The sequence below is a fragment of the Streptomyces sp. NPDC097107 genome (assembly GCF_044762405.1).
Classification (GTDB): domain Bacteria; phylum Actinomycetota; class Actinomycetes; order Streptomycetales; family Streptomycetaceae; genus Streptomyces; species Streptomyces thinghirensis.
Window position 1 is genome coordinate 106,053 of the sequence record NZ_JBIWEF010000004.1, and the last position, 13,380, is coordinate 119,432.

At 76.5% G+C, this 13,380-nt stretch carries 7 protein-coding genes; 1 reads left to right on the forward strand and 6 read right to left on the reverse strand.

Annotated elements, in window-relative coordinates:
* Positions 1–6: 6 nt before the first annotated feature.
* The 6 genes from ACIQ1J_RS10705 to ACIQ1J_RS10730 form a co-directional block, all read right to left on the reverse strand.
* Positions 7–429, reverse strand: a complete 423-nt coding sequence (locus tag ACIQ1J_RS10705; RefSeq protein ID WP_121747713.1) for a phage tail protein — start codon at positions 427–429, stop codon at positions 7–9.
* A gap of 95 nt (positions 430–524) precedes the next feature.
* The gene (locus ACIQ1J_RS10710) at positions 525–4,553 is read right to left on the reverse strand and encodes a hypothetical protein (RefSeq protein ID WP_403555991.1); all 4,029 of its coding nucleotides are present in this window, start codon (positions 4,551–4,553) and stop codon (positions 525–527) included.
* A gap of 3 nt (positions 4,554–4,556) precedes the next feature.
* On the reverse strand, positions 4,557–4,715 hold the full coding sequence (locus ACIQ1J_RS10715; protein WP_167392550.1) for a DUF6760 family protein: 159 nt from the start codon (positions 4,713–4,715) through the stop codon (positions 4,557–4,559).
* Positions 4,712–5,218, reverse strand: a complete 507-nt coding sequence (locus ACIQ1J_RS10720; RefSeq protein WP_121747712.1) for a hypothetical protein — start codon at positions 5,216–5,218, stop codon at positions 4,712–4,714. Before ACIQ1J_RS10720 ends, ACIQ1J_RS10715 begins: the two co-directional genes overlap by 4 nt.
* Positions 5,218–5,664 (reverse strand): phage tail protein, encoded by a 447-nt coding sequence (locus ACIQ1J_RS10725; RefSeq protein WP_121747711.1) that lies wholly within the window; start codon positions 5,662–5,664, stop codon positions 5,218–5,220. The genes ACIQ1J_RS10720 and ACIQ1J_RS10725 overlap by 1 nt, the downstream gene beginning before the upstream one ends.
* A gap of 70 nt (positions 5,665–5,734) precedes the next feature.
* Entirely contained in the window at positions 5,735–7,333 is a 1,599-nt protein-coding gene (locus ACIQ1J_RS10730; RefSeq protein ID WP_403555994.1) for a phage tail sheath subtilisin-like domain-containing protein, read from the reverse strand.
* Between the two features lie 341 nt (positions 7,334–7,674).
* On the opposite strand from ACIQ1J_RS10730, the gene ACIQ1J_RS10735 reads away from it, so the two are divergent.
* Complete coding sequence (locus tag ACIQ1J_RS10735) at positions 7,675–13,185, forward strand: hypothetical protein (protein ID WP_403555996.1); 5,511 nt, start codon at positions 7,675–7,677, stop codon at positions 13,183–13,185.
* Positions 13,186–13,380: the final 195 nt, after the last annotated feature.

The following is a 13,380-nucleotide window of genomic DNA, read 5'->3' on the forward strand; positions in this document are numbered from 1 at the left end:
GCGCCGTCAGTCGGTGAAGCCGTGGTGGGTGATTTCCAGGACCTCGTTGGCCACGGCCGGGTTGCCGGGATCGAGGCTGGGGCCCTGCCAGCTGACGGGCAGTACGTCGATCAGCCCCCAGCGGGCGACCAGTGACCCGTCCGCGCGCAGGGCGGAGATCTGCGCGGTCGGCCGCTTGATCCCCGTCTGGACGGAGGAGATCCATTTGGCGACCTTGGTCGTGTCCGGGGTGAGGGGGCGGGTCAGCCGGATGTTGGAGAAGGAGACGCGGGTGGGCAGTTGCCAAACGAACCCGTTGTTGCCGCCCTCCTGGCGCTGCTCGATCTCCACCTGGGACGACAGGCCTTCGCACCCGTTCCAGTACCCGAGGCTCTCGCCGTCGATGGTGAGGGTGAACCAGATGGTGGAGCCCGGGTCCTGGCGGGGCATCGGGGGTGGGCCTTTCTGTCGGGTGGGGCAGGTGCGTCAGGTGTGTCGCGCGCGTCGGTTGCGCGCGGGGGCCGCGTGGGGGATCGGCGGGCCGGTCAGTGGCGGGGGTCGCGGAGTCTGCCGATCCGTTCGCGGTCCATGCGCAGTTCGGTGCGGACGTGGCGGGTGACGCGGCCGACGATCCGGTGCACCAGTGCGTCCAGCTGGAACTCGGTGAGCTCGCGCGGGTCGAACCCGCCGGCCGGGACCGCCGTGTACGCCGAGGGCGGGTCGCCCTGCGCCGGGGAGGCCTGACTCGGCGTGTACGGGGGCGGGTTGCCGGGCGGTGACGCGCTCTGGGACTCCGGCGGACTGTAGGGGGGCGGCGGGTCGGCCGGAGCGTGCTGGGGCGTCGGGGGCAGCAGGTGGTTCAGGGCCGAGGACACGGTGGCCGCCGCGTGCGCGGCGAGGGCACCGGTGGCGGTGCGGCGCCCGAGGAAGCGCTGGACGGTGGGCGCGGAGGAGGCGTCGGCGTCCGCCGCCGGTGCCGCGGGTGCGCTGACGGGGTGCGGCGGGCCGGGCGGTGACGGTGCGGGAGGCGTGAGCGGGGCCACGGGGAGCGGGTTCGCGGCGGCGGTGGCACCCGCGGGCGTGGGCCGGCGCAGGGGTACGGCCCTGGTGGTCGTGGGCGGGGTGGAGCGCTGGACGGGGGGCGCGGTCCCGGGCACGGTGGGCGCGGGGGAGGGGCCGCCCGGGGCCGCCGGTACGGGGGCGGCGGCCGTTGCGTGGGGCGTGGGGGCGAAGGGCGGGGCCGCCGGCGTGACGGCGGTGGCCGGGGCTGTGGCCCGCTGGACCGGCGGCAGCGTACGGCTCTCGGTGCGGGGGGCGTTGGAGGCCGGTGCCAGTGCGGGTGACGTCGCGGTGAGTGGCGCGGTGCCGGTCGGCGGTGTGTGGAGTGGGGCGCCGAGTGGAGAACGGCGCGGGGCCGACGCCGACGGCGTGGGTGCGGACGGCGCCGGGCGGGTGTGCGGGGCGGCAGTGGGTTCCGCGGGCGGTCGTACGGCGGTGACCGGCCTGGACGAGGTGGGGGCGCCGAGCCCCGGGCGGGGCGTCGTGGCACTGCGCTGCACCGGGCGTGCGGAGCGGGGAGCGGCCGGCTTCTCGATGCCCGGCCGGGAGAGGGGTACGGCGGCCGGTCCCGCGTTCCCCGGGAGTGGTCGCTGCATGGGGGGTGGCGTGGAGCCGACGGGGGCGTCGCGGTGGGCCGCGGACGTCGGGTCGGTGGCGGTCGCGTCCGGTGACTCGGCCGGCCGGTTCGTGGAGCGTTGCACGGGGGGCGGCGCCGTGCGCGGGGTCGCGGGGGGCGGGGCGGTGGACGGGTGCGGGGCGGTGCCCGGGGCGGGGGTGTTGTGGGCGCGGCGGGCCGGTGAGGGCTGCGAAGACCGCGTGGGCGGCTGGGTGGGGCTCGGTGTCCTTGGCCGGCCGGGGGTTGCCGTCTGCCGTTGGACAGGGGGCTGCGCGCCGGTGGGGTCGGCGGGGCGACCGGGAGTGGCGGGAGGTGATGAGGGCCGCTGCGTGCCGGCCGCGCCGCCGGTGCCGGGGGAGGTGGTGGTTCCGGGGGCGTCCGGGCCGTTTCCCCTGACCGCAGGGTGGCCTGACGGCAGGTCGGTGCCGCCCGGCCGGGACGCGGTGGGTGTGCCCGTGCCGTTGCCCGGGGCCGGCGCCGGGTTGGTCCGGGCCGCCGCTCGCTGGACCGGCGGGGGCGTGGACGCCGGCCGGGCCGGGGCGCCGGGTGCCGCGTCGCCGCGACCGGCGTCGTGCTCTGCGGGGCTCGCGGGGCGTGCGGGGCCCCCGGGGGAGCGGCCGGGTGGAGGGAGCGCTCGCTGGACCGGGGTGCCGGAGGCCGCGGCGCGGTTGGGCGCGGCCGGTGCCCGGCCGGCGGTGGCAGAGGGGCGGTTGAGCGGAGGCATGACCCGTTGGACCGGGGCGCCGGTCGTCGCACTGCCTCCGACCGGGGGCGCCGGGCGGTCGGCGGGCGGGATGGCTCCCGTCGCCGTCGCCGCCGCCGCCGGTGTTCGGCCGGTGCGCGAGGTGCCGGGCGCGGGCGTGGCGGGTTGAGCCGCCGCTCGCTGTACCGGGAGGTCGCTGGTGGCCCCGTCGGCAGCGGTGGCCGACCGGCCCGTGGCGGGGGCGGCGTCGGGCGCGGGGGTGCTGCGAGGCGTGCCGGTGGAGGACTGGGGCACCGCCCGCTGCACCGGAAGCTCGCCGCTCGCGCCGCTCGGTGTGGGGCCGGAGCGCGGTACGGCCCGCCGCACCGGTGTGCCGGTCGCCGGGTCGGTGCCGGGTGCGGGCGTTGTCGGGGCGCCGGGCGGGGCGGGGGCGGGCCTGGAGGTGGCACGGGTGGCCTCAGCGGGGCCGGCCTGCGGTACGGCGCGCTGTACCGGGGCGTCGTCCGGCGAGGAGGTCCGGCGGCCACTGCCGGGCTGGACCCCGCGGGCGGGGCCGGTGCGGGGGGCCGGTGCGGGTCCGGGCTGCCGCACCGCGCGCTGCACCGGGGTGCGGGCTGCGGTGCCGTCGCCGGAAGCAGTGGGGGTGGAGGCCGAGTCGGCCTGCCGGGCGCCGGAAGCCGGGGCGGTGCCGGCTGCCGCGCCATCGCCGGGAGCGGCGGGGGTGGGTGTCGGGGCGTCGCCGGAAGCAGTGGAGCTGGCGGTCGGCGTGGTGTGCCGGGCACCGGCGGTCGGGGCGGGGCCGGGGCGTTGCGCTGTGCGCTGCACCGGGGTGGCGGCTGGCGGATGGTCGCCGGAAGCAGTGGAGGCCGGGGTGGTGTGCCGGGCGCCGGAGTTCGGGGCGGTGGTGCCGGGCCGCTGCACCGGGGGGCCGGCTGCCGTGCCGTCGTCGGCGGCAGGGGAGGTCGGGGTGGTGTGCCGGGCATTGGAGGCCGGGGTGGGGCCGGGGCGTTGCGCTGTGCGCTGTACCGGGGTGGCGGCTGGCGGGCCGTCGCCGGCGGCAGGGGAGGCGGAGGCCGGGGCGGAGCCGGAGCGCGGTGCGGTGCGCTGCACCGGCGCGTCGGCTGCCGGGCCGTTGCCGGAGGCAGTGGGGGTGGGCGCCGGGGCGGGGCCGGGGCGGAGTGCCGCGCGCTGCACCGGGAGGCCGCCCATGGTGTCGCCCACGGGCCCCGTCGTCGTCGGGGTGTCGGTGCCGGTCGGGGGGTGCTGGCGCGGGCGGGTCGCCCGTTGGACCGGAGCAGCGGTGGCCGGGGTGCCGGCCGGCGCCGGGGGTGTGGCCGGCCCGGCGCCGGACGGGCCTGCCGGGCCCGCGCCGGGTTCCCCTCGGTCACCGTCCGGCGACGACGGTGCCGCTCCCGAGGAGTCCGGCAGGACGTTCGTGGTCCGGCGGCTCGCGGGCAGGGCCCGGCGCTGCACGGCCGCCGACCCGGACGGGGCCTTGGTCAGGGACTGCCGGGGGCGGGGCGCGGCGGACGGCACCGGTGACACGCGGACCCCGCGGGCGGCCTGGGCCGGTGTGCTCGCCGGCGCCGCGGACGACGCCGGTCCGGTGGCGCGCGCCCGTTGGACCGGCGCGGCCGGTGACGCGGACGCGGCTCCGGGAACCGTCGGGGGCGAAGCGGTCGGCCCGGGCGCGGACGGCGCCGTCGCCGCCGGTATCGCCCGCAGCGGTGCGACCGGCATCCGCCGCACCGCAGCCGCGCCGGCCGGCGGCGCCGACGGCAGCGCCCGCACGGGGCGCCCGGGCCCCGCGACCGGCTGCGCCGACTCGCCGAACGCGCCCGAGAGCATCCCGCTCCCGGCCGCCGGGTTCAGGACCGCGGGGGACGGCGCCCCCGTGAACGACGGGTTCTGCCACGTCGGCAGCCGACCGCCGAACCCGGCGTCCGCGACTCCCGTACGCGCGTCCCCCGTCGCCCGCTGGATCGGCGGCAGGCCCGTCCACGCGGCGACGGCCACAGGGGCGGGGGCGGGGCCGGGCGCGGGGACGGGCGTACGTGACGTACTCGCCGTACTCCCGCCCGTGCCGGGGCCGCCGGGGGCCTCGGCCGGGAGCGTGTCCGCGCCCCCGCCGATGCCCCCGCCGACGCCGTCCCGCACTCCGTCACGACGGCCTCGCAGCCGGTCCAGGAAACCCACCGATCAGCCCTCCGCCGCGCCACGCGTCACGAGCGACGCGATCTGGTCCGTGTACCGGCGGCGGTCCTGGTGCTCCAGATCCAGGATCGCCTCCAGGCTCCAGTGGAAGTGGTAGGCGACGTACGCGATCTCCTCGTGCAGCCGGTCGGTCGCGTACGTCACGATTCCCCCAGGCGGCTCCCGCCGAGTTCCACCTCGAAGGGCTCCGTGCAGTGCGGGCACTGAACGGCCGCGCGGGTGTGGCCCTCCGCGTTGATCTGACGGTAGAAGTCCTGGAGGAACGCCAGGTCGGAGGCGAACATGTTCTCCACGATCCCGTCGTGCACCATCGTCAGCGTGCCCAGCCGGGTGATGACCCGGCCGAGCAGCACCACCGACAGGTACGCCGGGTTCTCCTGCACCCGCACGTCCCGCAGCGGGATCAGTTCGTCCCGCGCCGTCGACAGGCGCATCACACCGTCCCGGTGGACCGTGCCCGAGTCGTCGACGTAGCCGCGCGGCAGTTCGAAGGGGAACTCGGTGCGCAGCTGCTGCCGCGGTGCCGCTTCGGCAGGTGTCTCCGTGGGTGCGACGGCGGGAGCCGAACGGGGGAAGTCCGCTCCCGCCGCCGCGGTCTGGGGGTCCTCGGGGGCCGCGACGGGCGCCCCGACAGCCGCGCGCCGCATTATTCGATGACCAGTTCTTCGAACACGATGGTGACCGTCTCGGTCAGCGCGGAGGTGTCGCCGGCCTTCACCGCGCTGGCGTCGATCTTGCTGCACCAGGCGTTGCGCAGGTTGTAGCGCTTGACCGGGACGTCCTCGGAGTCCATCAGGATGATGGAGGCGTTCTTGCGGGCCGTGGACATCCGGCCGTTCATGGAATCGTTGATCCACTGGGTGAACGACGGCGACTGGGTCATGCCCCGCACGACGGTGCACTGCCCGTCCTTCTTGTTGCCGGGGAGCACGGCCGTCTCGTGCTTGCCGGTGGTGCTGTTGTTCTGCGGGTACTTGATGACGTCCTGTTCGAGGGTGAGGCCGTTGACCTCGGAGAGGTACTCGACCATCACACCGTCGATCTGGAGCCCGAAGTTGTTCGCTGTGAGGGAGTCACCCGGCATCAGAGCCATGTGTTCGCTGTCCTTCTAATGATCTGGGAGAGGCGGGGGAAGGGGGCCGGAGAGGTGGAGGACGCGCGTCCTACTCCTCCAGCTCCCCGCTGCCGCTGGAGAACTGGGCCAGCCGGAAGATCACGAACTCGGCGGGCTTGACCGGCGCGATGCCGATCTCGCAGATGACGCGGCCGAGGTCGACCGACTCCGGCGGGTTGGTCTCCTCGTCGCACTTGACGTAGTAGGCCTCTGCCGGGCTCTGGCCGAAGAGGGCACCGCTGCGCCACTCGTTGACCAGGAACGCCGAGACGTTGCGGCGGATGCGGGCCCAGAGGTTGTGGTCGTTCGGCTCGAACACCACCCACTGGGTGCCGATCAGGATCGACTCCTCCAGGTAGTTGAAGTACCGGCGGATGTTCAGGTAGCGCCAGGCCGGGTCGGAGGAGAGGGTGCGGGCACCCCAGACGCGGATGCCGCGGCCGGGGAAGGCGCGGATGCAGTTGACGCCGATCGGGTTGAGCAGGTCCTGCTCGCCGCGGGTGATCTGCAGCTCCAGGTCGACGGCACCGCGGACGACCTCGTTGGCGGGGGCCTTGTGGACGCCGCGCTCGGTGTCGTTGCGGGCCCAGATGCCGGCGACGTGACCGCTCGGCGGGATCAGGCGGGACTGGCCGGACGCCGGGTCGAAGGACTTGATCCAGGGGTAGTACAGGGCCGCGTACTTGGAGTCGTAGCCGGCCGTCTCCTGGCGCCAGACCCGTATCTGACGGGCGTTCTGGCCGGGCGGCGGGTCGATGATGGCGACGCGGTCGCCCATCAGCTCGCAGTGCGCGATGAGGCCGAGCTGGACGGCCTTGACGGCCTCCAGGTCGATCGCGCCGCGCTGGTAGGCGGCCATCAGGTCGGGCACCGCGACCATGGAGATCTCGTCGATCGCCTCCAGGCCGCCGAAGCCGGTGCGGTCCGCGGAGTCGCCGAGGTAGTGGGCCGGGCCGGGGTGCGAGCTCTCGCTCTTCTCGACCGGGGCGGCGGGGGCGGCGGGCGGCGCCGGCAGGGTCAGGCTCTGGTTCTCCGGGCGGGCCAGCTGCGCGGTGGGCGCGGCCTCCGTCACGGTGATGAGCTTGGAGCGCTCCTTCACCTGGGTGACGACGTAGGAGCGGTTGCCCTTCTTGGCGCTCACGTCGAACGTCTCGACCGGCTTCTCGCCGTCCTTGACGATCAGCTTGAAGCGCTCGGCGGGGCCCTCGCCCTCGGGGTCGGCGACCTCGACGGACAGCGGGCCGTGCTGACCGGCGGCGTTGGCCGTCACGGCGAACGTGCCGAGCTGCTTCGGCTCGGCGGCCGGCAGCGCGGCCGGGGCGGTGGTACCCGTCACGGCGGCGGGAGCGGACGTCCCGTCCGAACCGGCGGCGGCGTCCTCGGCGGAGCCGCCGACGCGGACGACGTACGCGGCGCTGCCGCCGTTGTTGAAGAACCCGTAGACGGAGTGCGCGAGGTAGTACCCGTCGGTGAAGTCACCGAAGGCCGCGACGTACTGCGTCCAGTTGGTCACCAGCGTGGGCTCGTTCAGCGGGCCGGTCGGCGCGAGACCGACGAAGGCCGCCACCGAGGTGCCCACCCCCTCGATCGGGCGCGAGCCGCTGGCCACCTCCTCGACGTAGACGCCGGGCGACAGGTAGGACGGCATGCTCTGCTCTCCTCGGGGTACGAGACAGGACGCCCCTCACCCTCGCGCGCGCGTTGCTCCCCCCGAAACGCCCTCGGGTGCCGGAGTGGGGGCACCGACGGTGCCCCCGGCTGTGCCCGTTGGGGCAGGACGGGGCGCCCGACCGCTGGTGGGAGCCCCGACACCGGCTCCGGCAACGCCTGTTGGGGAAGCCTTCGCTCAGACTTCACCCTGTGGCCGGGCCCCGTTCATGAGTTAGCCTCCCGGCCTGGCCGGGCTCCGCACCACGCCGAGCCCGCGCCGGTTCACGACGGCCGGCGACGAGGGGACGGGGCCGACGCCTCGTCGGGCAGGGGCGTGCGATGCGGGGACGACAGGAGAAACCCGGCCCGGAAGGCGGCGTGCCGGGCCGCGCGGCGGCGGTGCCCCCGCCGGCCAGGTCCGCCGACGCGGGCAGGGCCGGTGCGCGGGCGCCGTACGGCGGACAGGCAGGCGGACCGGCCCCGGCGCCGCCCGGCTCCGGGGCCGCGCTCGGCCCGCGGGAGCTGCTGGCCATCCAGGGCAGCGCCGGAAACGCCGCCGCCTCCCTCCTCATCGGCAACCGTTCCGCCCCGCGCCCGCCGGACGACGCCGGCGGCCCGCTCGTGGTGGCGCGGGCGCCGCTGGCCCCGGTGGCGGAGGAAGGCGGAACAGGGGAGCGGACGGCGGCCGTCGGGACCCCGCCGCGCCGCCGTCCGGTCCGGGGCGCCCGGCGCACCCCGCCCGTCGCCGGCCGGAGCACGGGGCCGGAGACCGCGAGACCCGGCAACGCCCCGAAGCATCCGCCGCTGGTACTGCCCCCGTATCTGACGGACATGACGTCGGCGGGGCTCTCCACCGCGTCGGGGCTGACCGGCCACGAGGCGGTGGGCCGGGCGATCGCCGCGATCCCGGGCGGGGCGGACCGCGACGTGGCCGCGGTGGAGCGGGAGCTGGCGGGGAAGCCGGAGACCTTCTACGGGCACGGCCGGGTCTTCACCGTGCGGGGGAGCAAGGGCGCGTACGACGTCACGGTCTCCGTCCGGCCGGACCCGGCACACGCCGCGCCGGAGCCCGCTCTGTTCGAGAACCCCGACGCCGCCTCGCCCGTCCTGCCGGCACAACGGGCGCCGGCCGACCGGGCGGCCCGGGACGACGACACGAAGGTGGACCAGCAGCACTCCTCGTCCGCCACCGTGGTGACCGACACCGCCCGCTCGAAGCAGATCGGCCTCAGCGGCTCCGGTACGGTCCTGGTCCCGACGCCCGTGCCCGGCGTCTGGGGCGGCGCGCAGCTCGCGGGCGGCCTCGGGCTGCGCAGCGACCACGACGTGCACAACACCAGGACGGTGGCCGAGCCGCGCACCCTGCGCAGCTCCGGCGGCACGGTCCGGGCGCTGCGGCACGTGCGCTTCACCGTGCGGATCAGACCGCAGGGCCCCTACGGCACCGCGCGGGTCGTGGAGTCCGACGGCACGCTCACCATGCGCGTGCCGCAGGAACACCTCGTGCCCCTCGGCACCGAACGGCCCGCCCCCGGCCCCGCCCTCTCCGAGGAGCAGCGCAAGGGCGTACGGCAGGCCACCTCGACCGCGGTCGTCGGTGTGGAGGACCGGGGCGCCCCGCACGCCGGCGGCGGGGGCCTGTTCGACAAGGTGAATTCCACCCTGCACCCGCAGGCGGCGCCCCCGGACTCCGCCGACCGCACCCGGCTCTACGAGGCGACCGGCGCCGCGACGATCCTCCAGGACCTGCCGCGCCTGCTGACCGGCTGGGTCGCGAGTGAGGACCTGTCGGCCGGCGCCGCCGGAGCGGAGAGCGCCTACCGGATGCGTGCCGACATCGTCTCCCTGACCCCCGCCTGGAAGGCGGGCCAGACCCAGCTGCGCACCCATCAGCAGACGCAGCACGGCATGGGCGCCTCCATGGGCAAGGGCATGAGCGGCATGGCGGGGGCCGGCCCCGCCGTCGGTTTCGGCGCTCCGGGCGCGGGGCCGTCCGTACGTCTCAAGACGATGCCCGGCGTCAGCTTCCGGCGGATGCGCTTCTCCTCGGCCGACCAGGCGGCGGCCACCCGGCAGGGCGCCGAGGTGCGCGGCACCAAGGCGCTGTACCTGGGCCGGATCCTGCTGACCGTCGAGGGCACCGGGCCCGCCGCGCCGGGGCACACCGTCACCCCCGCCGGCCGCACCGCCCGGCACACCGTCGACGCCTGGATCAGCATGCGGGCCGAGGAGGCCCGGCACCTGGGGCTGCCGCTGCCCGCCGGCACGGAAGCCGGCGAGCTGTTCACCAAGGCGGACCGCACGAAGGCCGACGGCACCCCCGAGCCGAACGCCGACGGCAGCCCGCGCAAGACCGAACGCCATCTGCCGTTCGACGCGATGGGCTCCAGCGCCGCGCTCAGCCACCTCGACACCCGGCCCCTGATCGAGACGCTGGAGCGGCTGTTCGCGTCCGACCCCCGGCTGGCCGGCTACCTGCCGCCGTTCGGCGAGGCCGCCACCGGCAGGGCCGCGGCGGGCGGTGCCGCGAACCGCACGGACGCCGAGGGGCAGCGGCGCAACTACCGGGAACTGCTGACCGTCCTGTCCGAGACCAACCTGCGCGCCAACAAGGACCAGTTGCTGTCCACCGGTGTGCCCGTGCGGCTGCGCCGCAAGTCCGGGCTGAGGTCGGACGACGTACAGGTCCGCGTCCGGGGCCGGATCGGCCCGGTCACCTACCTCGGCGACACCCCCGACTGGCTGGTGCGCAGCAGCGCCGGCGTGGGGTCGAGCGGTCAGACGGGCGGCGTGTCCGCCCGGAAGGCGGGCGTCCAGGGCGCTGTCCAGGGGACCTTGATCCCGGGCGCGCTGTCCGCACAGGTGGCCGCCGAGGCGGCGGTGGAGAGCAGCCGCAGCGCCCAGGGCGGCCCGGTGACCCGTACCGACTCGCTGAACAGCGGCGACGTGTCGACCAGTACGTTCGCCACCCGGCTGTGGCTCGGCGTGAACGTCACCATGACCAGCCGGGAGCGCACCGCGAAGCGGGCCCTCACCCCCGGCCGCCCCGGACGGCACACTCCGGCGGCCGAGGTGATCGCCAGTTCGGACGACCGCACCGCCGAGGACAATCCGCTGCGCGAGCTGGGCGAGCAGGGCCAGGACGTGCGGTTGAGCGCCCCGACGGCGACCACTCTGGACGACGAGGCGTACGAGGGGCTGAACCGGCGCCGGGCCGCGGCGCGGCCGGGCCGGATCGGCGGGCTCGACGCCACCGGCATCACCGACCTGACCACCCGGCCCGCGGGCCGCGGTCTGCGGGACTGGGACTTCGTGGAGACCGTCGGGGACGCCAAGGAGATCCGCGACCTGGCCTTCATGCTGCTCGCCCAGGCCGCGCGCGGGGGCCGTACCGACAAGCCCGGCGACACCGCCTTCGAATCGGAGGGCCTGGCGCCGCGCCTGGCGGTCGAGGACCGGTTCGGCCCGCAGGCCGTCACGGCGGCACTGCGGCAGGGCGTCGGCTCGGGCTGGGTGGTGGCGGGCCTGCGCCACCCCAGGCGGCTCGCCGCGCTGGACGGCGCGGTCGGCACCCGCTTCGCCCTCACCAACGCCCGGGTACGGCACCGGAGTACCGGCGCGGGTATGGAGAACATGGCGCTCGGCGGCCACCAGGGCTCCGGACAGCGGGCGCGTACCACGAGCAGGACGTATTCGGGCAACGCCCGGTCGATGGAGACGGGCGACGGCTGGTCGATGTGGGAGACCCCGGCCTACCGCAACACCAAGGCCACGACCGACGCCGACAGCGCGACGCTGAGCGGCACGGTGGAACGCAACGCCGTCGCCCCGCGCAGCCGCCCGCTCTACCTCGTCCAGTGCGACCTGGTCGTCAGCATGGTCGCCGAGGTCGCCGTCAACGGCCGGGGCCCCCGCACGGCGGCCCGGCAGCGGACGATCCCCGGCAGCGTCGGCCTGTGGCTCACCGGGGCCCAACTGGAGGCGGCGGGGCTGCGCGACCCGGAGGCACGGGCGAAGGAGCAGGAGGAAACGCTCGCGCAGATGGGCCCGACCAGCCTGTTCGGCACACCCGGCCCGGCGGCGGAGAACGGCCGTGGCAAGGGCGACGGCAAAGGCACGGGCACGGGCGAGGACAGGCGCACGGGCACGGGCACGGGCGAGGACAAGGGCACGGGCACGGGCAAGGGCAAGGGCAAGGGCAAGGGCGAGGGCAAGGGCAAGGGCAAGGGTCAGGACAAGGCGCACGAGACCGGCGCGGGAGAGGGGGCAGGCAGGGAACGGCAGCGGGAGGCGGACACCGACACCCCGGCGGTCCCCACGCCCCTGCCTCCGCACGCCAAGGGCATGCCCATCGGCTTCGGCCTGATCGACGAACTGCCCGACTTCGTGCCCCTTCTGAAGCGGCTGCGCTCGGCCGTGAAGGACCGGACCCTGGCGGAGGACCTGCTGCCCTCGCACCGCCTCGACGACCGCTTCGACAACGTGCAGCGGCTGCTGCGCGTCCTGGACCGGGCCGGCGCCACCGGCCTGCTCGCCGGGGCCATGGACGGCGGCGTGCCCGTGGAACTGCTGCGCAACAGCAGTCGGCCCGGCCGCCGCGCCAAGCCGTACCTGGCCGTGTTCCACATCCGGCGGACCGGTGCCGGCGAGATCGTCGGGCCGTCGGGCGGCGACCGCGAGATGGAGTACGCGACCGTGGCCGCCGCGCAGCGCACGAGGACCCACCAGGAGAGCAGCTCCGACGGCGTGGGCCTCGTGCTCACCGGTTCCGAGGCGTCCGGGGAGGCGGCCGCCGACCGGAGCGCCGGCGTTCTCGGGCCGGCGGCCGGCCGGTCCGCGGCCACCAGCCGGGCCGTCGCCGAGCGGGGACAGACCGGGCTGCGGGCCATCGTGGGCGAGGCGCCCTCGGTGAAGGTGCGCGTCCCGGTCACGGCCGAGCTGGAACTGCGGTCCGCCGACGGGCAGGTGGCCCGCGTCGATCTCGGCGGTGCCCTGGTGCACCGCGCCCTGGAGAAGGACCTGGCGGCCCTGGCCAACGTGACCCCGGTACCCGGGGAGCGCCTCCCGGGACGGCGGCCGGAGATCGCGCCGGGCGGGAGCGGCGCCCACCCGGCCGCGCTGGGCACCTGGCGGGCGGCGGGGGCGAGGCTGCCGATGGAGGCGCAGGCCGACGGATTCCGGGGTGCGCCGCAGGTGCGGGCGCTGATCGGCCGGGCGATGGCGAGCGCCGACGCGGGGACCGGCCTCGGCAGGGGTAGCGCCGCGCACTACGCGCACGGCGAGGCGGTCTCCACCGAGTGGCTGCTGGCCGCCCTGCCGCTCCTGGTGTCCGCCGGCGCCGAGTTGCCGCCGGTGCACGTCTCCGGCGCCGAGGGCCGCGACGTCGACTGCGAGCTGCACGCGCGGCTGCTCGACGCCCGGCCGCTGGGCGAGAGCGAGGCGATGACCTTCGAGACGGTGGCCCAGAGCGGCCCGGGCTCCCGTCCCGCGGGCGTGGAGCACCGGCAGGCGGCGCGGCACGGTCGTTCGGCGGGCTTCTCGGGGGGCGGCGGGCCGGTGCGGGTCGAGCAGTCCGGACTGACCAACGCGCCCGGTGGCGTCGGCAGCGAGGGCGGCGCGGCCGGGACGGTGGGCAACGCGGCGGGTACGGTCCCGCTCCAGAAGCCCAAGGAGACCTCGGCGCTCGTGCAGTTCACCCTGGAGTTCCGGGCCGTGGCGCGGGTGCGGCGCCGGCACACGCAGGGGGTGCGGGGCGCGGAGGCCGTCGGTGTCCGGGACGGCGTGCTGCCGGTCCCGGTGGTGATCCGGATGCCGGAGTCCGAGGCGCGGCGGATCGCCGGGGGCGGGTAGGGCCTGTCGGTGGGGCCTGTCGTTCGGGCCGGCCGGTCCGTGGGGCGGCGGATCGCCGGGTACGGGTGGGGCCTGTCGGTAGGGCCGGCCGGTCCGTGGGGCGGCGGATCGCCGGGGGCGGGTAGGGCCTGTCGGTGGGGCCTGTCGTTCGGGCCGGCCGGTCCGTGGGGCGGCGATTCGGCGGTGACGGTAGGG

Coding starts and splice junctions, on each gene's coding strand:
- ACIQ1J_RS10705 (WP_121747713.1), bottom strand. CDS start 429: ATGCCCCGCCAGGACCCGGGCTCCACCATCTGGTTCACCCTCACCATC.
- ACIQ1J_RS10720 (WP_121747712.1), bottom strand. CDS start 5,218: ATGCGGCGCGCGGCTGTCGGGGCGCCCGTCGCGGCCCCCGAGGACCCC.
- ACIQ1J_RS10725 (WP_121747711.1), bottom strand. CDS start 5,664: ATGGCTCTGATGCCGGGTGACTCCCTCACAGCGAACAACTTCGGGCTC.
- ACIQ1J_RS10730 (WP_403555994.1), bottom strand. CDS start 7,333: ATGCCGTCCTACCTGTCGCCCGGCGTCTACGTCGAGGAGGTGGCCAGC.
- ACIQ1J_RS10735 (WP_403555996.1), top strand. CDS start 7,675: ATGCGGGGACGACAGGAGAAACCCGGCCCGGAAGGCGGCGTGCCGGGC.